Origin of the sequence: Methylobacterium sp. UNCCL125, assembly GCF_900116795.1 — a bacterium.
GTDB lineage: Bacteria > Pseudomonadota > Alphaproteobacteria > Rhizobiales > Beijerinckiaceae > Methylobacterium > Methylobacterium fujisawaense.
Window position 1 is genome coordinate 100,739 of sequence record NZ_FPBW01000020.1, and the last position, 22,913, is coordinate 123,651.

Sequence of the window (22,913 nt, forward strand, 5' to 3'; positions counted from 1 at the left end):
CAAACATGTCGACCGAACATCTGGCCCAGGATTGCAGGAATACGGGTCGTCTTGCCGAGGACGCCGAGCAGTGGCTCGACGACGAGGCCAATGCCGGCGCGGTCGGACGGGAGCGCGCGGATCTCATCCGCTACGTCCGGAAGGCGGCCAACCGGGCCGAGCGGCTGGCCCGCGCAGCGGCACGGCCGATGTGCGCGGGCGTGTTCGGGCCGAGCCAGGCGGGCAAATCCTATCTGGTCGAGGTCCTGGCGCGTCCGGAGGACGGTGCCCTGCGGGCCCGCTTTGACGGGCATGAGTCGGTGGACTTCCTGGCCGAGATCAACCCGATCGGCGAGAAGGAGGCGACGGGGCTGGTCACCCGCTTCACGGCCGGTGCGGGTACCACGGCCGGGCGGACGCCACCCGGTGCGCCGGTCCGCCTGCGGGTCCTCAGCGAGGCCGATCTCGTCAAGGTCCTGTCCAACACCTTCCTGCACGACGGCGACGCCATCAAGGAGACGCCGCCCAGCCCGGAGGCCATTGCCGCGCTGCTGGCGAGCCTGAAGGCGCAGGGCCGCTCTGGCACGTCGCGCTTCAACGACGTCGCGATCGACGATCTGCAGGACTACGTGCGCGACCAGGCCCGCGGCACACGGCCTCTCGACGATCTCGCCGGCTACTGGGATGAGGCCCGCAGCTTGGCCGGGGGCCTCGATCTAGACGGGCGCGCCCGTCTGTTCGCGCCGCTCTGGGGCGGGCACGCGGCCTTCACGGGCCTCTACCGCCAACTCGCGGAGGCGCTGGAACGCCTCGATCATCCGGAGGAGATCTACGCGCCGCTCGCCGCGCTGGTGCCCCGCGAGGGCAGCATCCTCGATGTGGCGACCCTGGCGGGTCTCGGGGCGACGAGCTCGGACGACACCCTGACCGTGCATGGGGCCGGCGGCAGGGTCGTCACGCTCGCCCGCGCCACAGTGGCGGCGATCACCGCGGAACTGCGCATCGAGATTGCCGATACGCCCCGACCCTTCCTGCAGGAGGCCGACCTGCTCGACTTTCCCGGCGCCCGCAGCCGGCAGAAGGTCGATCTCGCCCATTTCCTGACCGCGCACCCGGACGCGCTGAAGGAGACCTTCCTGCGCGGCAAGGTCGCCTACCTGTTCGACCGCTACGTCGCGGAGCAGGAATTGACCGCGATGATGTTGTGCGTCCGCCCCTCCAACCAGGAGGTCGTGACGCTGCCCGACCTCGTGGAGCGCTGGATCACGCTCACGCACGGATCGAGCCCGGAGGCGCGGGCGCAGCTGCCGAACCTGCTGTTCCTCGTGCTCACGTGGTTCGACAGCCACTTCGTCGACAAGGCCGGCGACGTCGGCCAGGATGCGGGCCTGCGCTTCCGCAACCGGATCGAGGCCTCGCTGCTCGGATTCTTCGGGAAGGCGCACACGTGGCCGCGGCAATGGATTCCGGGCGCGCCGTTCCGCAACACCTACTGGTTCCGGAACCCGAACTACCCGGCGGAATCGGTCATCCGCTACGACGGGCGGCGCGAGGTGGCGTTCCTGCCCGAAAAGCAGGAGCGGATCGCCGAGCTGCGCGCCGGCTTCGCCGCCCTGCCGGAGGCAACCGCGCATTTCGCGGATCCGGGCCGCGCCTTCGATGAGGCCCTCCGCCTCAACGACGGCGGCGTGAGCTACCTCGTCGAGAACCTGTCGCGGGTCTGCCGACCGGCCCTCAAGGCGCAGCAGATCGCCTCCCGGCTGGAGGCCCTGCGCGCCGAGATGCGGGAGCGGCTCGCCCGTTTCCACGTCGCCCTCGACATCGAGACGCGGTTGGCCGAGCGGCGCGAGGCGGCCGGCCAGGTCTTCGACGCGCTCGATGGGGTCGTGGCGGCCGGCCAGTTCGGCTCGCTCCTGCGGGCGCTCATGGTGGACCCCGCGGCGCTCGCGCACGCTCTGCACGGGGCCGAGGGCGCGACCACCGAGGCCGCGCTCCCCGTCGCGGCGCCGCGCATCGCTCGCCCCGGGGCGATCCCGCGGCCGGGCGCGGCGCCGGCGCTCCGGGCCGAGCCGTCGAGCCCGGGCAACGACCGGGAGCGCGCGATGGCGCGGGCCGTGGTCGCCGCCTGGATCGGGGCCTTGCGCCGCACGATCGAGGCCGAGGACTTCGCGCGCCGCTTCGCCGTCCCGCTGACCGCCCTGGAGATCGTGGTCAGCGAGCTGATCGTCCTGGCCCGCCGGGCCGACATCGAGGGTGGCATCGCGTCCGACCTGCGGGATTTGGCGACCGTCGAGCGCTCCGAGCAGTCGACGGTCAAGCTCGCGCTGATCGCCGCGACCCGCCTCAACCGGCTGACCGGCAGCCTCGGGTTCACCCTCGTCCCGCCGGCCGGCGAGCGCCCCGCGATCCAGGACGAGGCGGGGGATCGGGTCGCCTTCGCCCACCGGCCGGTCAGCTACGATGCCCGCAGCATCGGGCAGGCCCCCGCGACCTTCGCCCATACCTACGCCACCGACTGGTTCCACGGCTTCTACCGGGTCGTCGAGGACAACGCCAAGAGCGCGTCCGGCGTCACGGTCGACCTCGCTCAGAACGCCCGGATCGGCGCGATCCTCGCCGGTCTCCAGGCGCGCGCCGCCTGACCGCCCCCGCCCTCTCGCTCCGCTGTACGCATGAAGCCTTCGCCATGACGATCCGCATCACCGAGGACGAGGACGAGTCCGGCGGCTACGCCTTCATCGATCTCGGTCGCCCGCTGGCGTCGCCGCTGCTCTCGTTCCGCCGCCAGGACACCGAGCCGCGGCATCTCGGGACAGAGGGCTGGCAGCCGGAGGTCGCGTGGCTCGCGCCCCTCGCGGTGACCGAGCGGGACGGGCGAGCCGTCGCGCGCTTCGGTCCCAGCGTCGTCGACCGCATCGAGGAGCTGGTCCCGATCGAGATCGTCGCGCAGGATGGCACCTCCTTCGGCGTGGTCGCGTGGCCGTTCATACCACCCGCGCCGTCCGGTGGGGGCATCCTCGCCGGCCTTCCGGCACCGGCTCCGACGCTGACCCGGGACAGTATAGGTCGTCCGTCCGACGCGGCCGCCGAGGCCGTGCCGCTCCCGGAGCCGGAGCCCGCCCCGCCGCAGGACGCTGCGCCCGCGGCTCCGTCGGCGCCCGAGCCGCCCGCGCGCAAGAGCCGGCTGCTCTGGTCTCTGGTCGCGCTGATGCTGCTCGCGCTGGCCGCGGGCGGCGCCTACCTGTACCGCGACCGGCTGCCCGAGATCATGGCCCGCCGTGAGGCACCCTCCCAGGAGCCGGGCCCGCCGCCCGCGCCTCCCGAGCCGGAGTCCCGCCTGACGGCCGCCGAGCTGCGGCAGCGCTACGCCCGCCTCGTCGACGAGCGCGCGCCGGCCGGCGCTTTCCTGGCGCTCGGCGAGACGGCGCTCGCCTCCCGGCAGGGGAGCGCGGCCTTCCGCGCCTTCGAGGAGGCCGATCCGGTCACGAGCGCGGACGCGGCCTGGCAGCTCGCGCGCTTCTACGACCCCGGCAACGCCGACGCGGCGTACCGCGAGGCGGCGCGGCCCGACATCGTGCGGGCCGCCTACTACTACGCCCTGTGGCGCAACCGCTCCCCCCGCCACACCGAGGCGCTCCGGGCGCTGTGCGAGGGCAATGGCGCCAGCGACCGCCTCCGGGCGATCTGTCGTCCCTGATGGCCCCGACCCGCCCCGCGATGTTCGTCCGTCCGCGCGTTTCACCCCGTCCGATGCCGAGGATCCCCGACATGGCCCCGCCCGCCCGAACCGGCCGTCGCTGGAGGCGCCTGGCCGCCGCGACCGCGCTCGGTCTCGCCGCCGCCACCGGCGGGCACGCGGCCTCGCCCGGCCTGACGGTCCAGGCCGCCGCCGCGCGCAGCAGCGCCGTCACCGGGCAGCGGATCGCGCTGCTGATCGTGCCGCAAGCCGCGGCCTCCGGCGGCCGGGCGGCGACGGCCAACGCCGACGAGGAAGCCTATCGCAAGCGCCTGCGCGACATCGGCTTCGAGGTGTGGACGCTCGGGCCGGCCGACCGCCCGCAGCTGGATCGCGGATTGCGCGAGGCCGTCGGCCGCCTGCCGGAGGATGCCCAGGTGGCGGTCTTCGCCCTCGGGCCGACCATCGGCGGCGCCGACGACATCTATTTGATGCCGCAGGACACCCCGGCCGATGCCGGACAGCGCCCGGGCCTGCTCGACAGCGAGGGCGTGCGGCTGAGCGACGTGCTGCGCCGCATCGCCCGACGCCGGACCCGCGAACTCGTCGTTGTGATCGACGAGTGTCAATCCTCGGCGGGCGGGCGTTGCGACTTCGATGCCGCGGCGGGGAGTTCCGGGGCGAGTGTCATCGGCGGCGAACGCGCCGGCCGCCGCACTGCCTCGGGCGCGCCGCTAGCGGGCCGCGCCTCGCTGCGCGATCCCATGCTCGCCGCGATGGCGCAGGAAGGCGAGACCTTTCTGCAGTCGCACGAAACGCTGAAGCGGGGCCTCGCCGGCAGCGATCTGGAGCCCCGGGCGAGCGGCGCGCTCACCACGTCGTTCGCCTTCATCCCGCAGGGGTTCTTCGCGGGCCTGCGGACGGAGTGCAACAAGATCGACCCAAATGCCGAGCCGGCCGCGCTGCGCGGGGTGAACCTCGATCCCGCGATCCGCGCCTGCGAGACGATGACGGGGACCTATCCCTATGCCCGTCCCTTCGAAGACCGGCTGCAGGCGGGGCGGGAGCAGCGGGCCTATCAGCGGGCGGTCGCCTCCTGCGACGACGCCACAGCCACCGCGAGCTACAGCGCGTCCTATCCGGCGGGACGCTTCCGCGCCCTGGTCGACACCTTCGCGGTCGAATGCGCCCGCACGCGGGATCGCCAGGACGAGGCCCGGCGCCAGCAGGCGGACGAGGTCCGACGCCAGGAGGAGGAGAGGCGCAGACGGCAAGACGAGAGGGATCGGCAATGGGAGGAGGAACGGCGCCAGCGGGAGCAGGATGCCCAGCGCCGTGCGGATGAGGAGCGCCGCCAGCGTGAGCTGCAGCAGCGCACCACGGTCGGAAGCGCCTCCGGCTGGACGCTGAACTACTCGACCAACCTGCTCGAGATCTCGCCGCTCGCCAACGACCAGTTCGATCCGCAGAAGCAGACCTACACGACGATCTGGCACTCGCGGCAGCACGGCGAGCAGGTGGTGATGTACGTGCAGGTCAGCCCGAACGAGCGTTGCGGGAGCGCGCAACAGTTCATCACGGAGCAGATCCGGCCGCGACGGAGCCAGATCAGCCGCGCGCAGGAGGTCAATACATCTCCGGTTCGCGCCGGCTTCGTGCTCGAAGGCCGCGGCACGGCTGTCGCTCAAGGCAGCTTCGACGACAGAAGCTTCTACGATTTTGCGACGATCCGGCGCGACGACCGCAGCACGATCACGAATATCGGGGGGCGTTTCCCGGCCGAGTTCAGCGATCTGTACCGTGCCGAACTGCTCCGCATGATGAACTCGATGCAGCTGCCCGGCCGGGACGTCTTCAACAATCGCTGCAGCTGAGAGCGATGAGCCGCCCGACAAGCCGGAAGCAGGATTGATCGATTATGCGTGCACCATTACGCACCCTCACCGTATGTGTACACGCCGGCCTGATGGCGGCGATCGTGCTTGCAAGCCCCTCCGCTCTGGCCGATGCCGCCCAGGATTGTCGGTCTGGGAACCCGGAGATGCGCGTCGGCGGATGCAGCCGCCTCCTGGCCGAGGCCCGGACACCACGGCAGCGCGCGATCGCACTCGATGGGCGTTGCTGGGCGAACATCGACCGAGGTGCGTTTGCGGATGCTCTCGCGGATTGTAACAGCGCTATCCGGGCGGACGATCAGTACCCCTACGCCTTCCACAATCGCGGGGTCGCCTATGCCGGCCTGCAGAACCCGACTGCCGCGATCGCGGACTTCAACCGTGCGCTGGCGATGCGGCCGACCTTTTCCAATACGCTCATCAACAGGGCGAAAGCTAACATCACCCTCGGAAACACGCAGGCGGCTGTTCGAGATTACGAAGAGGTCCTTCGTCTAAAGCCTGATAATGAAGAAGCTAAAAGTGCCCTTAACATACTGCGCGGATCTGCGAGCACATCCTGGTCGATCAATCCAACTAATTCGCTCTGCGGTAGCGTTGGATGTAATTAATTTTTGTCCCCGGCGCATCGACCGATTTTGATCATTTTCCCCAGAGACTTGTATTTTTCACGCGCCAATCTCTTGAATGACAATCCGACCAGACGCCAACAAATAATTGTCTCGCGATCCCGCAACATTCAATTGAAAGTCGCCAACTGTGGCCGGCCCATTCAGAGCATATGACGATGGCGCGGTGCATGCCAGCCTTCTTGTGCTTCTGCAATCGAATGCACGGTTGATGTCCGCTTCGCGGCCAGTGCTGAACGCGCATAAACGGCCGGATTGGGCGCAAGGCCGAACGCCCGGTTTTGCGCGCGAGGGCGATCAAGTGTAACGAAGTCGGGCCGTAAGCGGCTGGTCTGCTTCGGTTTGGGACTTGCCGCAAAAGCGGACGGCCTTCTGCCAACACATCTCAGCCGTTCAGCTCCTCGGCGCAATCGTCCAGAGGCGGACGCCTGCGTCCTGCTCACATGTACATCGACTGGCTGGCGGCAGAGACGCGCCGAGCGGCTGACCGAACCCAGATGTGTCCGATCCTCCGCGCCCGGCGATCCTGCGTCACGTCCCGATCGGCAGGATGGACACGTGGGCGGACACCACCTTCCATCCGAGACCGGGCAAGCGCATCCAGGTCTGGCTCTGACGCCCGATGCCGGCCTTGCCGCGCGGCTTGAACTCCAGATTGACGGTGGCGAAGTCGCTCCCGAGCGTCAGGATCTCCAGCCGGATCCGTGCCTCCTTGGTGCCGCCCGGCGGCGGATCGGCCGCCACGCGGGCAGTGTGGATTTCGGCGAATCCGTAGCAGTTCTCGGCCAGCGCGTAGCGGATCGTGTGCGGACTGTCCCAGAAGGTCGCGTCGAGGACGGCGACATCCTTCTCGATGAGCGCCTGCTCGTAGCGCTCGAACAAAGCCGCGATCTCGGCCACGATCTCCGGGCGGTTCACCGTCACGTCCATTCAACCCTCCAGGGCGACCGCCAGGCGGATCAGATCGAGGTCGGTCCCGCGCGCCCCGAGGATCGACAGGCCGACCGGCGCGCCATCGACGTGGGCGCCCGGCAGATTGACCTGCGGGACGCCGGTGAGGCCGCCGTGGCTCGTCAGGCAGGCGATCCGCTCGCGCAGCGGATGCAGCGCGCCGAGCGGCAGCCCGCGCAGCGGCGCCGGGAACGGTGTGGTCGGGAGGCACAGGATCGTGCCGGGGGGCAGGAGCCGCGCGAGGCGGGCCCTTGCCTCGATCCGCATCAAACTCGCAGCGCTGCGCTCGGCATCGGTCATCATCGAGCCCTGGATCAGCGAGCGGGCCACCGAGAAGGCCATGCGGGGGTTGCAGGCATCGAGCCAGGGCTCGAAGGTCTGCCACGCCTCGCTGCTCTGCAGGACGCGCTGCGCCCGCTGCCACACGGACAGGCCCTGCGGCGCGAGCGTCACGTCGCGGCGATTGCCGATGAGGGCGGCCAGACGCTCGATCTGCGGGGCCAGCGCCTCCTGCACGGCGGCGTCCGCGAAGCCGAGCGCGTCGGCGGCCACGAGCAGCGTGTGGGGCAGACGGTCCGGCATGCCTTGGCCGAACAGGACCTCGCCGACCCGCGCGAAGGTCGCCGCGTCCCGGGCGAACCAGCCGCAGGTGTCCGAACTCGGCGCCTGGACGCAGATCCCGGAAAAGTCGATGCGGCCGTGCGTCGGCCGGATGCCGTAGAGCCCGCAGAAGCTCGCCGGCACGCGCACGGAGCCGCCGGTATCGGTGCCCAGGGCGAAGTCGCAGGCGCCCGCAGCCACCGCGGAGGCCGAGCCGCTGGACGAGCCGCCGGGCACCCGGTCCGGCGCCGCCGGATTGAGCGGCGTGCCGTCGTGGGCGTTCTCGCCGAGGATTCCCAGCGAGACTTCGTCGGTCACCGTCTTGCCGACGGCCGAGGCGCCCGCATCGAGCAGCGTCTGCACCACGCCGGCATGGCGGGTCGGCGTCGGGTAGGCCCGCGGCCAGTCCGGGTTGCCCCCCGCCGTGGGGCTGTCCGCGACGTCGATCAGATCTTTGACGGCGAAGGTGAGGCCGGCGAGCGGCCCCGTCGCGGATCCGGCGACGCGGACGCGCGGCCCGGGCAGGAACGGGTCCGTCGAGAGGGGCTGCGCGGTCGTCATGCGGGGATCGGGTCCTGCCATTGGGCGCCGGGCACCGCGGCGAACAGCGCCTTCGTGTAGGGGTGCTTCGGCGCGAAGAAGATCTCGGACGTCGGCGCGACCTCAACCACCTGACCGGACCGCATCACGGCGATCCGGTCGCAGACCTGCAGCGCGACCCGGAGGTCGTGGGTCACGAACAGCATGCTGAGATGGAGCCGCGCCTTGATGTCGGCGAGCAGCGCCAGGACCTGCGCCTGGACGGAGACGTCCAGGGCCGAGACCGGCTCGTCGGCCACCAGGATCTCGGGCTTCATGGCGAGCGCCCGGGCGATGCCGATTCGCTGGCGCTGGCCGCCGCTGAACTCGTGCGGGTAGCGCTGCGCCGCCGCGGGGTCGAGGCCGACCAGCGCCAGCATCTCGCATGCCTGGACCCGCGCGATTCCCGGCTCGGTGCCGTGGATGATCGGCCCCTCGGCGACGATGTCGACCACGCGCTGGCGCGGATCGAGGGAGCCGTAGGGATCCTGGAACACCATCTGCACGCGCCGACGGTGCGGACGCATCTGGCGGCGGCTCAGTTCGGCGACGCTGTGCCCGGCAAGCAGGATCTCCCCGCCATCGACGGGCATCAGGCGGGTGAGTGCCCGCGCCAGCGTACTCTTGCCGGAGCCGCTCTCGCCGACGAGGCCCAGGGTCTCGCCCCGCCGCAGCAGGACGTCCACGCCGTCGAGGGCCCGGGTGACGCGGCCCCCGAACAGGCCGCGGGCGCCGTAGGTCTTCTCGACCCCCCTGGCCTCCACCACCAGAGGGGCGGTGCTGGCGGCGCGCCGCGGCGGCGGCACGAGCTTCGGCACGGCGGCGATGAGGGCGCGCGTGTAGGGATGCTTCGGGGCGCCGAGGACCGAGGCCGCGGGCCCCTGCTCGACCAGAACGCCCTTCTGCAGCACCGCGACCGTGTCGGCGATGTCGGCCACGACGCCGAAATCGTGCGTGATGAACAGGACGCTCGTGCCGTGCTCGCGCTGCAGGTCGCGGATCAGGGAGAGGATTTGCGCCTGCGTGGTGACGTCGAGCGCCGTGGTCGGCTCGTCGGCGATGAGCAGCCGCGGGTTCAACGCCAGCGCCATGGCGATCATCGCCCGTTGCCGCTGGCCGCCCGAGAGCTGGTGCGGGTAGGAGCGCAGCAGCCGGGCCGGGTCCGGGAGGTGGACGCTTTCGAGCAGCGCGAGGATGCGCGCCCGGCGGTCCGCGCGCCCGAGCGGCGTGTGGATGCGCAGGACCTCGTCGATCTGCCGCCCGATCGTGTGGAGCGGGTTCAGGGCCGTCATGGGCTCCTGGAAGATCATCGCGATGCGCGCGCCCCGGACTTTGCGCATCTGACGCGGGGTGATCGCGGCGAGATCCGCGCCCTCGAACAGGATGCGGCCACCCCTGACGCGCACGCGCGGGCCCGGGAGCAGCCCGAGGATCGCGCGGGCCACCATCGATTTGCCCGATCCGCTCTCGCCGATCAGGCAGGTGACCGCACCGGGCCGCAGGACGAGATCCAGATCGGTGACGGCATTGGGCCGGTCCGCGCCGGGCGGCAGCGTGATCGTGAGCGTCTCGATCTCGAGGACGGCGTCGCTCATCGCTCTCGGAGCCTCGGGTTCAGGACCTCGTTCAGGCCATCCCCGACGAGGTTGATGGCGAGAACGGTCAGCAGGATCGCCAGCCCGGGAAAGGTACAGATCCACCACGCCGACCGGAGGACCGCGCGGCCCGAGCTGATGATCAGGCCCCAGCTCATCACGTTCGGATCGCCGAGGCCCAGGAAGGCGAGCCCCGCCTCGATCAGGATCGCCGTGCCGATCAGGAGCGTGCCGACCGCGATGATCGCCGCGGTGCAGTTCGGCAGCATGTGGCGGAAGACGATGCGGGCGTCGCCCGCCCCCAGGCCGTCGCAGGCCAGCACGAACTCCCGGCCGCCGAGCGCCACGAACTCGCCCCGGACCAGGCGGGCGATGCCGGGCCAGGAGACGGCCACGATGGCCACGACCTCGCTGAAGAGCGACGGCGACAGGATCGCCACGATCAGGATCGCCAGCACGAAGGCGGGGATCGTCTGGAAGAACTCCGTAAGCCGCATCAGTGCGACCTCGACGCCGCCCCGGTAATAGCCGGCGAGCCCGCCGATCAGGGTCCCGAGCAGGATCGCCGCCCCGGTCGCGCTGAGGCCGATGATCAGGGAGGTGCGGGCGCCGTACGCGATCTCGGCGGCCACGTCCCGGCCCAGCGTGTCGGTCCCGAGCAGAAACCGGCCGCCCGGCGGCTGGAGGGCGGGGCCGACGAGCCCGAACGGATCGCCCGGATAGAGGAGCGGCGTAAGCGCCACGAGGACGACCAGCCCGAGGAGCACCGCCGCGCCCGCGAGCGCGAGGCGGTTCCGGGCGAACCGCGCCAGAGCCGTACGCATCGCTAGAGCTCCAGCCGCGGATCGAGGCAGACGTAGACGAGGTCCACGGCGAGGTTGATCACCACCACGAGGCAGGCCGAGACGAAGAAGATGCCGAGGAGCAGGTTGAGGTCGCGCGACTGGAGCGCGTTGAAGGCCAGCGTGCCGACCCCCGGCCAGCCGAACACTGTCTCGACCACGATCGAGCCGCCGATCAGGTTGCCGGCCTGCACGCCCGCCATGGTGACCACCGGCAGCAGCGCGTTGCGCAGGACGTGCCCGGTCATCACCCGCGCCTCGGTCTGCCCCTTGGCGCGGGCGGTGGTGACGTAGTCCATGCCGACCTGTTCCAGCACGGAGGCGCGCATCACCCGGGCGTAGACCGCGAGGTAGAACAGCGCGAGCGCCACCGCCGGCATGACGAGGTGGCGGCCGACGTCCCAGACCTCGTCCCAGCCCTCGTTGTCGGCGCCGACCGTGTCGTAACCGCTGGTGGGCAGCCAGCCGAGACGGATCGCGAAGACCACGATCATCATCAGTCCGAGCCAGAACCCCGGCGTCGCGTAGGCCACGAGGCTGACCAGGGAGATGACCGCGTCGCGCCAGCTGTTGCGCCCGGTCGCGGCCACGAGGCCGAGGAGCGTGCCGATCAGCAACGCGGCCGCGAAGGCGGTGAGCATCAGGAGCCCGGTGGGCCAGAGCCGGTCGACGATCAGGCTTCCCACCGGGCTGTCGTTGCGGAACGAGTAGCCGAGATCGAGGTGGAGCATGTTGAGCAGATAGACGCCGAACTGCGTGGCAAGCGGCTGGTCGAGCCCGAACTTGTGGCGCAGCTACTCCATATATTCGGGGCTCGCCGCGCCGCTCTCGCCCGCCAGCACGGAGGCCGCGTCGCCGGGCGCGAGGTGGATCAGAAAGAAGTTGAGCACGACGATGCCGAGCACCACCGGGATCGCCAGCAGCAGCCGGTAACCGAGGAACCGCGCGAGCCGCACGGGACTACGTGTCCATCCAGGCCCGTTCGAAGGCTTGCTGGGTTCCGAGGGGGCCGGTCGTGTGGTCCTTGAGGCGCCGGTTGAAGACGCTGACGTACTGCACGTCGATGAGCCAGATCATCGGGCTGTCCTCCGCCAGGATCTGCTGGACCTTCTTGTAGAGCGCGGCGCGCTTCTCGGCATCCGGCTCGCGCGCGCCCTCGCCGAGCATGCGATCGACCTCGGGATTGCTGTAGAAGGTGTCGTTGACGAAGGTCACGCCCTTGCGGATCTGACTGGTGAGGAACTGCTTGTTCAGCCCGTAGACCGGGTCGACGCCCTGGCTGAGGAACGGCTCGTTCAGGTCGTAATCGTAGTTGGTGTAGACGCGCCGCAGCCAGGTCGCGGTGTCCTCGGAGCGCAGCGTCACGGCGATGCCCACGACGGCCAGCGCCTGCTTCAAATATTCGGCCTGCCGCAGCCACTGCTCGCCGAAGGAGTTCACCTCCAAGTGCAGGGCGAAGCGGGTCCCGTCCGCGCCGCGCGGGGCGCCGGCCTGGTCGAGCAGCTTATTGGCGATGTCCAGCCGGTCCGGCACGTCGTACTGGCGCACGTCGTCGGTGTAGAGGCCGGCGGTCTTGAACTTGCGGCTGAGCGGGCCGGTGGCGGGCAGGCCGTAGCCGAACATCACGTCCTTGAGGATGACCTTGCGGTCGATGGCGTAGGCGATCGCCTGGCGCACGTCCTTCTTCTGGAGATGCGGGTGACGGCCGTTCAGCTCCAGGACGCTCTGGGCCGGCGTCATCTCGTAGCCCTTGGTCGTGAGATCGAGGATCGGGTTGGTCTTCATCCGCGCGAGGTCGGCGTAGTTCACCGCGCTGTACCCGGCGAAATGCGCCTCCCCCGCCTCCATAGCGGCCGAGCGCGTGGCCGCATCCGGGATGAACCGGGCAACGATCCGGTTGAGATACGGCAGGCCGGGCTTCCAGTACTGCTCGTTGCGGTCCAGGCGCACGAATTGGCCGCGTTCCCAGCTCGTGAACTTGAACGGACCGGTGCCGATCGGCTTGTTGGCGCTGGGGTTCTGCAGGACATCCGTGCCCTCGAACACCGAGCGGCACAGGATCGGCAGGTCCCGCCCGGACAGCGCCTTCATGATGTAGGGCGCCGGATTGGCGAGCCGCAGGATCGCGGTCATCGGGTCCGGCGTGTCGACGGCCACCAGCTCCGCGAGCATGACTGGCGCGATCGGATTGTACTTCTTCAGGATCTCCATGAAGGAGTACTGCACGTCGGCGCTGGTGAACGGCTTGCCGTTGTGGAAGGTCACGCCGTCCTGGAGCTTGAACGTGATGGTCTTGCCGTCGGGCGCGACCTCCCACGACTTCGCGAGGTTCGGCTGCGGGTTCTGGTCCCAGTCGTAGGTGCAGAGCCCCTCATAGACCTGCGTGGCGATCGGCGGGATGTTGCCCGCCGACACCGCGTAATGGGCTAGGGTCGAGGGCTCGGGATGGACGATCATCACCATCGTGCCCCCGCGTCTCGGCTCGGCGGCGCGCGCGCCGCTCGCGGCCGCTGCGAGGCCGAGGGGAAGCGCCAGAACGGTGCGGCGGGAGAGATCGGTCACGTCGGACGTGCGGGACAAGCCAGAGGACTCCTGAAGCGTCCAGCCCGTTCGCAACACGCGTGCCAAGCAGGTTTCGGACCGACCGATCCATTACATCGCCGGGATGGGGAAATATTTTTCCGACACAAATTATTACACCGAAGTACGCAGTAGATCTTCCGTGTATCTCAGTCCGACACCGGGCGCGCCGAAGGCCGGCCCGACCTTGAGCGGGCGGCCGGCACGATGGACGACAACGGCCCGACCCACACCCGCACGACCTTGACCAACGGCCTCATGCGGCGCCTCATGTAGGCCATGCCCGTCCACACCGAGCACCACCTCTATCCGTCGATCCCGTTCCACAGCCTGCCGGACGCCCATACCGCGATGCGCGCGCGGCCCGGCGTGCCGCAGAGGGGCGACAACCGCTGGCAGGTCGGCTTCGTGCGGACGCTGCGCCCGTGAGCGGCTGGGCGACGGCCACCGGAACCTTCGAACTCGGTGACCTGACGCTTCAGTCGGGGGCGGTGCTGCCGGGCGCGCAGCTGCGCTGGAAGACGCACGGCACCCTGTCGCCCGGGCGCGACAATGTCGTGCTCTACCCGACGAGCTACGGAGCCCAGCATCCGGACCTCGAATGGCTGATCGGCCCCGACGGGGTGCTGGATCCCAACCGCTGGTTCATCGTCATCCCCGACATGTTCGGCAACGGGCTGTCGTCGAGCCCGTCGAACACCCCGGACTGGCCCGCCCTCGTCACCGCTTGGGACAACGTCCACGCGCAGCGCCGCCTGCTCGCCGAGATGTGGGGGATCGAGCGCCTGCACGCCGTCTACGGCTGGTCCATGGGGGCCCAGCAGGCCTATCACTGGGCCGCCCTGTTCCCCGACCGCGTGGCCCGCGCGGTGATCAATTGCGGCAGCGCCCGCACCGCCACCCACAACCGCGTGTTCCTGAAGGGCCTCATGGCGGTGCTGGAGGCGGCGCCGGAGCATGGCGGCGGGGGCCGCTTCTCGGCCGAGCCGGCCGCCGCCCTCCGGGCCTTCGGGCGCATCTATGCGGGCTGGGCGCTCAGCCAGGACTTCTACCGGGCGGACCTCCACCGCACCGCGCTCGGCGCCCCGGACCTCGACAGCTTCCTGCGCACCGACTGGGAGGAACGCTTCGCCCGCCGCCCCGCGGCCGATCTCTACGCGCAGCTCTGCACCTGGGAGGCGGGCGACATCAGCCGCGACCTGCGCTACGGCGGCGATCTCACCCGGGCGCTCAACGCGATCACCGCCCGGCTGCTGCTGATGCCGGGCGAGACGGATCTCTACTTCCGCGTCGCCGACAACGCCGCCGAGCTGCCGCATCTGCGCGACGCCGTCCTGCAGCCGATCCCGAGCATCTGGGGCCACCGCGCCGGCAACCCGTCGATCAACCCGGCCGATGCCACCTTTCTCCGCGACACCGTGCGGGCCTTCCTCGCCACGGCCGAAGCGGGCGCGCCCTGATCGGGCGCGGAGAGCGGTGACGCGCCGGCCTCAGGGCGTGCGCCGCATCAGACCGCTTCCCGGTTGAGCCGAACCACAAGCTGATCGGCGAACTTCGCCGCCGCGACGGAGAGCGATCGCCCGCGCAACTGCGCGAGGACCAGCGTCATCGGCGTCAGGTCGCGGAGATCGATCGGGCGGCTGTGCAGGCGCGGGTCCTGGGGGATGCCGCTCGGGATCTGCAGGCTGATGAGATCCTCCCGCAGGACGAGGTTGCGGAGGAATTCGAGCGAGCCCGACTCGACGACCGGCCGGAGCTCGACCCCGCGCCGGGCCAGGGCATGCTCGATGTGATGGCGGATGGCGAGCGAGTGGTCGGGCAGGGCCAGGGCATGGCCGAGGCAGTCGCGCAGCCGGACCGGCCCGGTCTCCGACGCCAGCGGATGCCCCGTGCGCATCAGCGCGCAGAGGGTCTGGTGTCCGGAGAAGAGCGGATGCAGCTCCGCCGAAGGCGGCGGTTGCAGGATCAGGGCGAGATCGGCCTCGAACGCCGCCAGGGCCGTCACGGCCTGCGCGTGATCGCGAACCTGGACCATGAAGCCGACCTGGGGGAACCGGGCCCGGTAGGCCTCGACCTCCTCGGGCACCACCTGCGTGACGAAGGCTTGGCTGCAGGCGAGCGACACGTGACCGCGGCGCACCCCCGAAAGATCGGCGATCTGCGACCTCACCCGGTCGAGATCCGCCACTTGGTCGCGGATGTGCCGCGCGAAGAGCTCGCCGGCCGCGTTGAGCCGCATCCCCTGCGGCAGGCGCTCGAAGATCGGCGTGCCGAGCTCGTATTCGAGATCCTGGATCTGCCGCGTCAGGGCCGAGGGCGTCAGGTTCAGCCGCTCCGCGGCGCGCCGGATCGAGCCGGCACGTGCGACCTCGGCGACGTAGGTGACGGTGCGCAGGTGCTTCACGCTGGCATCGTGCGCCCCCGTTGCCGAGAAAGCAACGACACGCTCAGAAAATAGCACTTCCTTGCAACAGGGAGCGCACCTAGCGTCACGGCGATAGCGATCCTGCAGGAGCCGTTCGATGATCCGTCGCCGCACCCTTCTGGCCGGTCTCGGGGCCGGCTTCGCCCTCGGTCCCCTGTCGCGGGCACGCGCCGCGGGCACGCCGGTCACGATCCGGATGGGCTCGCTCAAGCTGATCCACTCGATCGCGCCGAGCTTCTACGAGCGCTTCACCCCCGCGGGCGTGACCGTGGAGGTGGTGCCCTTCGAGAGCCCCACCGAGTGCAAGAACGCCGTGGTCACCAAATCGGTGGATTTCGGCACCTTCGGCATCGCCGCCGCGACGCTGGGCGCCGCCGCCGGCGAGCCGCTCGTGGTGATCGCCTCCACCTGCAACCGCGGGATGGCGGTGATCGCCAAGAAGGGCTCCGACATCCACGCCATCAAGGACCTGCGCGGCAAGCGCGTCGCGATCTGGCCCGGCAGCACCCAGGAGGTCTTCGTCCTGGAGCGGATGCGCATGGAGGGGCTGTCCGTGAAGGACATCACCCCCGTGCGCGTCTCCTTCTCGGAGATGCATATCGCGCTCGCCCGCGGCGACGTCGACGCCTATGTCGGCGCCGAGCCGGGGCCCGGCGTCAGCCTCGCCTCGGGCGTCGGCCAGCTCGTCGAGTACCCCTACGGCACCGAGATGGGCGCGCTGAACATGGTGTTCGGCGCCCACCGCGACACGCTGGCCGAGCGGCCCGACCTCGTCCGGACCATGCTGGAGATCCACCGCAAGGCGACGGACTTCGCGGCCGGCGACCGCGACGCGATGATCGCCATGGCGGTGGCCAAGCTCGGGCAGAAGCGCGAGGCGCTGGAACTCTCGGCCCCGAACGTCGAGCTGACCTGGCGCCTCGGGCCGAACGAGGTCCGGCAGGCCGACGCCTACGCGCAGCACATGCTGGCGCTCAAGCAGATCAAGCGGCTGCCGGAGCCCGGCTTCATCGACACCCGCTTCGTCGACGCGCTGGGGCGGGCGTGAGCACCGGCATCGAGGCCGGCGCCCTGCCGGCAGCGGCGCCGGTGACGCCGGCCCCGGCCCGCGGGGCCGGCCGGGCCGGGGCCGGGCTCGCCCACCTGCGCCGGCTGGCCCTCGCCTGCGTGGTGCCGGCCGTGCTCGTCGCGGTCTGGCAGGTCAGCACCGCGGGCCGACCCTACAGCCTGATCCCGCCCCCCGCGGAGGTCTGGGCCGAGATGCGGGACCTCGCTGTCGGGGGTGTCAACGACGACGCGTTCAGCGGCACGCTCTGGACCCATCTCGCGGCGTCGCTGAGCCGGGTCTATGGCGGCTTCGCGCTGGCCGCCGCCGCCGCCCTGCCGCTCGGCCTGCTGATCGGCCGCGTGCCCCTGATCCGGGCGCTGCTGGACCCCGTCCTGCAGGTGCTGCGCCCCGTCCCGGTCACCGCGTGGCTGCCGCTGGCCATGATCCTGTTCGGCCTCGGGCCGCGCTCGGCCTTCTTCCTCGTGTTCCTCGGGGCGTTCTACCCGATCCTGGTCAACACCGTGTTCGGGGTCCGCTCGGTGGAGCCGCGCCTGTTCGAGGCGGCCGCGATGCTGGGCTGCACCGGCCCGGCGCAGTTCGTCCGGGTGGTGCTGCCGGCGGCGCTGCCATCGATCTTCACCGGCCTGCGGCTCGGCCTCGGCTTCGCCTGGGTGGTGATCGTGGTCGGCGAGATGACCGGGGTCCAGACCGGCCTTGGCGCGATCATCATGGAAGCGCGCCAGCTCTCGCGCACCGAGATCGTGATCTGCGGCATGGCGGTGATCGGGGTCGCGGGCTTCGTGTCCGACTGGCTGGTCATGCAGCTCGGCCGCCGGCTGCTCGCCTGGAGCCCCAATCATGGCTGATCCGACGATCCCGATCCTCGACATGCGGGCGGTCTCCAAGACCTACGCGGCCGGCGGCCGCCGGACCGAGGCCCTGCGCGAGGCGAACCTCACCGTGGGACGCGGCGAGTTCGTCTGCCTGCTCGGCGCCTCGGGCTGCGGGAAGTCGACGCTGCTGCGGGTCGCCGCCGGCTTCGAGGCCCCGACCGCCGGGGAGGCCCTGATGTGGGGCAAGCCGATCGCCGGGCCGGGGCCGAGCCGCGGCATGGTCTTCCAGGATTACGGCCTGTTCCCGTGGCTCACCGTGCGCGACAATATCGGCTTCGGCCCGAAGGCCCGCGGGCGGCCCGCCGCCGAGGTGCGCGACACCGCCGAGCGCTACATCGCGCTGGTCGGCCTCCAGGCCTTCGCCGACGCCTACCCGCACCAGCTCTCGGGCGGGATGAAGCAGCGGGTCGCCATCGCGCGGGTGCTCGCCAACGAGGCCGAGGTCGTGCTGATGGACGAGCCCTTCGGGGCGCTCGACGCCATGACCCGCGAGCGGCTGCAGGACGAGCTGCTCGATCTCTGGTCGCGGACGGGGCTGACGATCCTGTTCGTCACCCACGCCATCGAGGAGGCGATTTTTCTCGCCGACCGCATCGTGATGATGTCGCCCGGCCCCGGCCGGATCGAGGCGATCCATCCGGTCGAGCTGCCGCGGCGGCGCGACGTGTCGAGCCCGGCCTTCAACGACCTGCGCCGGATGCTCGCGGCCCAGCTCCACAGCCACCACGCCCCGCGGGCCGCCGCCTGATGGACACCGCCCCCGACGATCCCCGCCGGCCCGAGAACCGGCTCGCCTACCGCGCCGCCGTGGACCGGCCGCGCCTGACCCTGCCCGGGGGCAAGCACGTCGCCGTCTGGCCGGTGGTCAATGTCGAGCACTGGCTCATCGACCATCCGATGCCGCGCCAGATCCTGGTGCCGCCGACCGCCGCGAGCCTGCTCCCGGACATCCCAAACTGGGCGTGGCACGAGTACGGGATGCGGGTCGGCTTCTGGCGCTTCCTCGAGGCTTTTTCCAGCCGCGGCATCCGCCCGACCCTGTCGATCAACGACTCGGTCTGCACGGCCTATCCCCGCATCGCCGAGGCCGCCCATGCGGCCGGCTGGGAGTTCATGGCCCACGGCTTCCATCAGGTTCCGACCCACCGGGTCGAGGACCAGCCGGAGATGATTTCTCGCACCATCGCGGCGATCACCGCGACCACGGGGCGTCCGCCGCGCGGCTGGCTGGGGCCGGGCCTCACCGAAACCCTCGACACGCCCGACCACCTGCACGCGGCCGGCGTCGACTATGTCGGCGACTTCGTGGTCGACGATCGGCCCTGTCGGGTGGCGACACGCACGGGGTCCCTCGTGGCTCTGCCCTACTCGGTGGAGCTGAACGACATCCCGTTGCTCGCCATCCAACACCACCGGGCCGACGAGTTCGTGGAGCGGGCGCTCGCCAACCTCGACCGCCTCGCCGCCGAGGCGGCGGGTCCCGGTCCCCTCGGCGGCGCCAAGGTGATGGGCTTCGCGATCCACCCCTACATCACCGGCGTCCCGCACCGGATCGGCCTGCTGGAGCGACTGCTCGACGCGATCCTGGCGCGCAGCGACGCGGTGTTCATGCAGGGGGGCGAGATCCTCGACTGGTACCGCGCCACCGGCGACGAATCCTGAGCAGCGACCCGAGGAACCGCCGTGCCGCCCTTCCCGACGATCCCGCTCCTGCACGCGGCCTACGCCGACGGCCGCGACCCGCGCACCGTCGTGGCCGAGGCCTACCGCCGGCTCGCCGCGGTTGACGACCCCGGCATCTTCCTGGCCCTGGTGCCGGAGGCCGAGGCGCTGGCGCAGGCGGCCGCGCTCCCGCCCTTCGACCCCGTGTCGAGGCCGCTCTGGGGCGTGCCCTTCGCCGTCAAGGACAACATCGACGTGGCCGGCCTGCCGACCACCGCGGCCTGCCCGGACTTCGCCTACACCCCGACCGAGACCGCGCCCGCCGTGGCCCGATTACAGGCGGCCGGGGCGATCCTGATCGGCAAGACAAACCTCGACCAGTTCGCCACCGGCCTCGTCGGCCTGCGCACGCCCGACCCGGTCCCGCGCAACGCCATCGATCCGGCCTACGTGCCGGGGGGCTCCAGCAGCGGCTCGGCCGTCGCGGTCGCCCACGGAATCGTCACCTTCGCCCTCGGGACCGACACGGCGGGCTCGGGGCGTGTGCCGGCGGCGCTCAACAACGTCGTCGGTCTGAAACCCTCCCTGGGGTCGATCTCCAGCCGCGGCATGCTGCCGGCCTGCCGGACCCTCGATACGCTCTCCGTGTTCGCCGGCACCGTCGCCGACGCCGACGCCGCCTTCCGGGTCATGCTGGGCTTCGACAGCGCCGATCCCTGGTCGCGGGCCTTGCCGGTGCCGCCCGCACCGGCCGGCCTTCCACCGGGCCTGCGGCTGGGCCTTCCCGATGCGGCGAGCCTCCGTTTCGGCGGCGACGGCCACTCGGAGGCGGCCTTCGCGGCGACGATTGCCGATCTGGAGACCCTCGCCGGGGCGGCGCTGCCGGTCGATTTCGCGCCGATGTTCGCCGTCGCGGCCCTGCTCTACGACGGGCCCTGGGTCGCCGAGCGCTACGCGGCGATCCGGCCGATCATGGAGACGCGCCCCGAGATCCTGCACCCGACGACGCGGGCGGTGATCGCCGCCGCCGGGCGCTACAACGCCGCCGACGCCTTCGCGGGTCTCTACAGCTTGGCGGAACTGCGACGGCACGCGGACGCGGTCTGGGACCGGGTCGACGTGCTCGCCGTGCCGACCTATCCGCGTCCCCAGACCTGCGCGGCGGTGGCCGCCGACCCGATCGGCCCGAACAGCGAGCTCGGCACCTACACCAACTTCGTCAACCTGCTCGACTGGTGCGCCCTCGCGGTCCCGGGACGGCCCCGCGCCGACGGCTTTCCTTCAGGGATCACCCTGCTCGCGCCGCGTGGCTCCGATGGGCTCCTCGCCGCCCTGGGCGCCCGCCTGCACGCGGCCGCGGCCGGCCGGATCGGCGCGGGGGAGACGCCCGTGCCGGCCGTGGCGCCGGGTCCGGCCCGCGGATGGCCCGGCGAGATCGAACTGGCGGTCGTCGGGGCGCATCTGTCGGGCCTGCCGCTGAACCGCGAACTCGCCGCGCACGGCGCCCGGTATCTGCGGACGGTGGCGACCCGACCGGAGTACCGCCTCTACGCCCTGCCCGGCGGACCGCCGCATCGTCCCGGATTGCTCCGGGTGGCCGAGGGCGACGGCGGCGCGATCGAGACGGAGGTCTGGGCCTTGCCGCCCGCCGCCTTCGGGGCCTTCGTGGCGGCCATCCCGGAACCGCTCGGGATCGGCACCCTGCGGCTCGCCGACGGGACCGCGCCGAAGGGCTTTCTGGTGGAGACGGCGGGCGTCGCGGGGGCCGCCGACATCACGCAGTTCGGCGGCTGGCGCCGCTACCTGGCCAGCCGCGCCGCGGCATAGCTGATTGGGCGATGCCAAAATCCACTCCGATGCGGTCGCAGCGCCGATCCACGCGCGCCTGACAAGCGCCCGCAAACCCAAGCGTACGGAGACCGCAGAACCGAGCGCCGGTTACGTGAATCGGCGGCCGCCGGCCCGGATCGCGGGCTTCGCGGCACGAAAGCGCCGCGGTCGGCCCGTCGCGGTCGGTCCGCTTCTTGCTGATCCTCCGCCCGAAGAGTGCCCCGAGGCTGCCGAACCGGGAGACCCTGCATGCGTCGATCCCTGCACACGGACGAGGAGATCGCCTTCCTGCTGGACGAGGCCGCGCGGGGCATACCGATCGCCGCGATCTGCGCCAGCGCCCATGTCTCGCTCGGCACCTTCTACCGCTGGCGAAGACGCCTCGGCGGCCTGAAGCCCGCCGGTGTGGCCCGGCTCGATCAGGTCGAGCGGGAGAATGCCGGCCTCCGGGCCGAGGTGCTGCGGCTTCGGGCAGCCCTGCTCGTCCAGCCGGGGCGCGGGGCACCGGCCACGACGGAGCGCGCGAGCCTGAGCCAGCCGCCGCACCATCGCGGCGCCCAAGCCTGTGTCGGCCGGTTCGCCTTCGGACGCAGTGCGAACTGAGGCGGTCTCCATCTGCAGGAATCGGGTGAGGCGTTCCTCCCCGTCATCGCGAGCGCAGCGAAGCGACCCAGGGCAGCGGGACCGTTGAACGGAGCGCTGCTGGATTGCTTCGCTGCGCTCGCAAAGACGGAGGAGGCAGCATCAGCCGAGAATGCGCTCAGGCGGCCCCGGACGTCGACGCGAGGGCAGTCTTGGGCATCAGCATGTGCACGCCCTTGTTGCCGTCGACCGTCTGGGTGATCCGCAGGTTCCCGGCGAGCGAGCACAGCATGTAGGCCTGGTTGCGGGTGAGGCTGGTGCGTGCGCAGACGAGGCGCACCATCTCGCGCACGGCCTGGCGCATCGCCTCGTCGAGGCTCTCGTGCAGGCCGATCGACATCAGGTCGGTGGGCGTCTCGGCGAAGGGCCACGCGCCTGGGAGATCCTTGCGCACGGTGAGGCGGAACGTGCCGGTCAGCCCGGTCTCCAGGGCAGTGATGCAGACCTCGCCGTCGCCCTGCACGCCGTGGCCGTCGCCCGCGTAGAATCCGCCGCCGGGGTTGAACACCGGCAGGTAGAGGGTCGTGCCGACCTTCAGTTCCTTGTTGTCCATGTTGCCGCCGAAGGCACGGGGCACCGGGCTGCCGACCCGGCCCCAGGCGGGGGGCGGGGCGGTGCCCATGATGCCGAAGAACGGGTCGAGGGGCAGCTCCGTGCCCCAGGGCAGGCGGCAGAGGCCGCGGGCGGTGTCGATGTCGGCGTGGACGGTCTCGTACTCGGTGAACTCGTCCGGCAGGGTGCCGAGGAGCGGCAGGATCGCCACGAAGCCCCAGTCGAGGCGGAACTTCAGGTCGAGGATGTCGACCTGCAACATGTCGCCTGGCTCGGCGCCCTCCACGTGGACGGGGCCGGTGACGAAGTGCGGGCCGGGGCCCCGCTCCAGGGTGTCGAGGGCGTGGAGCAGGTCGGCCGGCACCCGGGCGGGGTCGGGGTGGAGCGACTCGCGCCCGCCCGCCGGATGCGAGTGCAGGGTGACGGTGTCGCCCGATTTCACGGTCAGCACGGGCGGCAGCGCGGCGTCGAAATAGCCGAGCACCATGGTCTCGGGCGTCGCGGGGATCTCGTGATGGGTCGACACGGCGGCTCC

Annotated in this window: 19 protein-coding genes and 1 pseudogene; 12 read left to right on the forward strand and 8 right to left on the reverse strand. The window is 71.1% G+C overall.

Annotated elements, in window-relative coordinates:
* Positions 1-5: 5 nt before the first annotated feature.
* The 4 genes from BM396_RS20565 to BM396_RS20580 all read left to right on the forward strand — a co-directional run bounded on the left by BM396_RS20565 (position 6) and on the right by BM396_RS20580 (position 6,161).
* Entirely contained in the window at positions 6-2,621 is a 2,616-nt protein-coding gene (locus BM396_RS20565) for a virulence factor SrfC family protein (protein ID WP_043385423.1), read from the forward strand.
* Positions 2,622-2,665: 44 nt separating this feature from the next.
* Complete coding sequence (locus tag BM396_RS20570; protein WP_043385420.1) at positions 2,666-3,676, forward strand: hypothetical protein; 1,011 nt, start codon at positions 2,666-2,668, stop codon at positions 3,674-3,676.
* A gap of 71 nt (positions 3,677-3,747) precedes the next feature.
* The gene (locus BM396_RS20575) at positions 3,748-5,529 is read left to right on the forward strand and encodes a DDRGK domain-containing protein (RefSeq protein WP_043385417.1); all 1,782 of its coding nucleotides are present in this window, start codon (positions 3,748-3,750) and stop codon (positions 5,527-5,529) included.
* 92 nt (positions 5,530-5,621) lie between these two features.
* Positions 5,622-6,161, forward strand: coding sequence for a tetratricopeptide repeat protein (locus BM396_RS20580; protein WP_081948720.1), 540 nt, complete (start codon positions 5,622-5,624; stop codon positions 6,159-6,161).
* Positions 6,162-6,710: 549 nt separating this feature from the next.
* Here BM396_RS20580 and hpxZ read toward each other — a convergent pair.
* The 6 genes and pseudogenes from hpxZ to BM396_RS20610 all read right to left on the reverse strand — a co-directional run bounded on the left by hpxZ (position 6,711) and on the right by BM396_RS20610 (position 13,326).
* Complete coding sequence (gene hpxZ, locus BM396_RS20585; RefSeq protein ID WP_170867491.1) at positions 6,711-7,109, reverse strand: oxalurate catabolism protein HpxZ; 399 nt, start codon at positions 7,107-7,109, stop codon at positions 6,711-6,713.
* The gene (locus BM396_RS20590) at positions 7,110-8,291 is read right to left on the reverse strand and encodes an amidase (RefSeq protein WP_043385413.1); all 1,182 of its coding nucleotides are present in this window, start codon (positions 8,289-8,291) and stop codon (positions 7,110-7,112) included.
* Positions 8,288-9,904 carry an ABC transporter ATP-binding protein gene (locus BM396_RS20595; RefSeq protein ID WP_043385410.1) on the reverse strand — a complete coding sequence of 539 codons (1,617 nt, stop codon included), beginning with the start codon at positions 9,902-9,904 and terminating at the stop codon, positions 8,288-8,290. The genes BM396_RS20590 and BM396_RS20595 overlap by 4 nt, the downstream gene beginning before the upstream one ends.
* Positions 9,901-10,728, reverse strand: coding sequence for an ABC transporter permease (locus BM396_RS20600; protein ID WP_043385407.1), 828 nt, complete (start codon positions 10,726-10,728; stop codon positions 9,901-9,903). Before BM396_RS20600 ends, BM396_RS20595 begins: the two co-directional genes overlap by 4 nt.
* A gap of 2 nt (positions 10,729-10,730) precedes the next feature.
* A pseudogene (locus BM396_RS20605) lies at positions 10,731-11,702 on the reverse strand (ABC transporter permease).
* Positions 11,703-11,706: 4 nt separating this feature from the next.
* Entirely contained in the window at positions 11,707-13,326 is a 1,620-nt protein-coding gene (locus BM396_RS20610) for an ABC transporter substrate-binding protein (RefSeq protein WP_051976165.1), read from the reverse strand.
* A 279-nt stretch (positions 13,327-13,605) separates the two neighbouring features.
* On the opposite strand from BM396_RS20610, the gene BM396_RS20615 reads away from it, so the two are divergent.
* Together BM396_RS20615 and BM396_RS20620 are read left to right on the forward strand one after the other, a co-directional pair.
* Positions 13,606-13,755 (forward strand): fatty acid desaturase, encoded by a 150-nt coding sequence (locus BM396_RS20615; RefSeq protein ID WP_244538918.1) that lies wholly within the window; start codon positions 13,606-13,608, stop codon positions 13,753-13,755.
* On the forward strand, positions 13,752-14,786 hold the full coding sequence (locus tag BM396_RS20620; protein ID WP_043385404.1) for an alpha/beta fold hydrolase: 1,035 nt from the start codon (positions 13,752-13,754) through the stop codon (positions 14,784-14,786). The genes BM396_RS20615 and BM396_RS20620 overlap by 4 nt, the downstream gene beginning before the upstream one ends.
* Positions 14,787-14,833: 47 nt before the next feature.
* Here BM396_RS20620 and BM396_RS20625 read toward each other — a convergent pair whose 3' ends face one another.
* A complete protein-coding gene (locus tag BM396_RS20625) occupies positions 14,834-15,730 on the reverse strand; it encodes a LysR family transcriptional regulator (RefSeq protein WP_043354034.1) in 897 nt (298 codons plus the stop codon).
* Positions 15,731-15,848: 118 nt separating this feature from the next.
* Between BM396_RS20625 and BM396_RS20630 the strand changes: the two genes are divergently transcribed.
* From BM396_RS20630 to BM396_RS20655, 6 genes are all read left to right on the forward strand, one after another.
* A complete protein-coding gene (locus tag BM396_RS20630; protein WP_043385400.1) occupies positions 15,849-16,799 on the forward strand; it encodes an ABC transporter substrate-binding protein in 951 nt (316 codons plus the stop codon).
* Entirely contained in the window at positions 16,796-17,665 is an 870-nt protein-coding gene (locus BM396_RS20635) for an ABC transporter permease (protein WP_043385397.1), read from the forward strand. Before BM396_RS20630 ends, BM396_RS20635 begins: the two co-directional genes overlap by 4 nt.
* Positions 17,658-18,440, forward strand: coding sequence for an ABC transporter ATP-binding protein (locus BM396_RS20640; protein WP_043385394.1), 783 nt, complete (start codon positions 17,658-17,660; stop codon positions 18,438-18,440). The genes BM396_RS20635 and BM396_RS20640 overlap by 8 nt, the downstream gene beginning before the upstream one ends.
* Positions 18,440-19,354: a polysaccharide deacetylase family protein gene (locus BM396_RS20645; protein ID WP_043385391.1), complete on the forward strand. Its 915-nt coding sequence runs from the start codon at positions 18,440-18,442 to the stop codon at positions 19,352-19,354. Before BM396_RS20640 ends, BM396_RS20645 begins: the two co-directional genes overlap by 1 nt.
* A 21-nt stretch (positions 19,355-19,375) precedes the next feature.
* On the forward strand, positions 19,376-21,181 hold the full coding sequence (atzF, locus tag BM396_RS20650) for an allophanate hydrolase (RefSeq protein ID WP_043385388.1): 1,806 nt from the start codon (positions 19,376-19,378) through the stop codon (positions 21,179-21,181).
* A gap of 252 nt (positions 21,182-21,433) precedes the next feature.
* Positions 21,434-21,787 (forward strand): transposase, encoded by a 354-nt coding sequence (locus tag BM396_RS20655; RefSeq protein ID WP_043352705.1) that lies wholly within the window; start codon positions 21,434-21,436, stop codon positions 21,785-21,787.
* Between the two features lie 157 nt (positions 21,788-21,944).
* Here BM396_RS20655 and BM396_RS20660 read toward each other — a convergent pair whose 3' ends face one another.
* Entirely contained in the window at positions 21,945-22,904 is a 960-nt protein-coding gene (locus BM396_RS20660; protein ID WP_043385385.1) for an acetamidase/formamidase family protein, read from the reverse strand.
* Positions 22,905-22,913 lie beyond the last annotated feature (9 nt).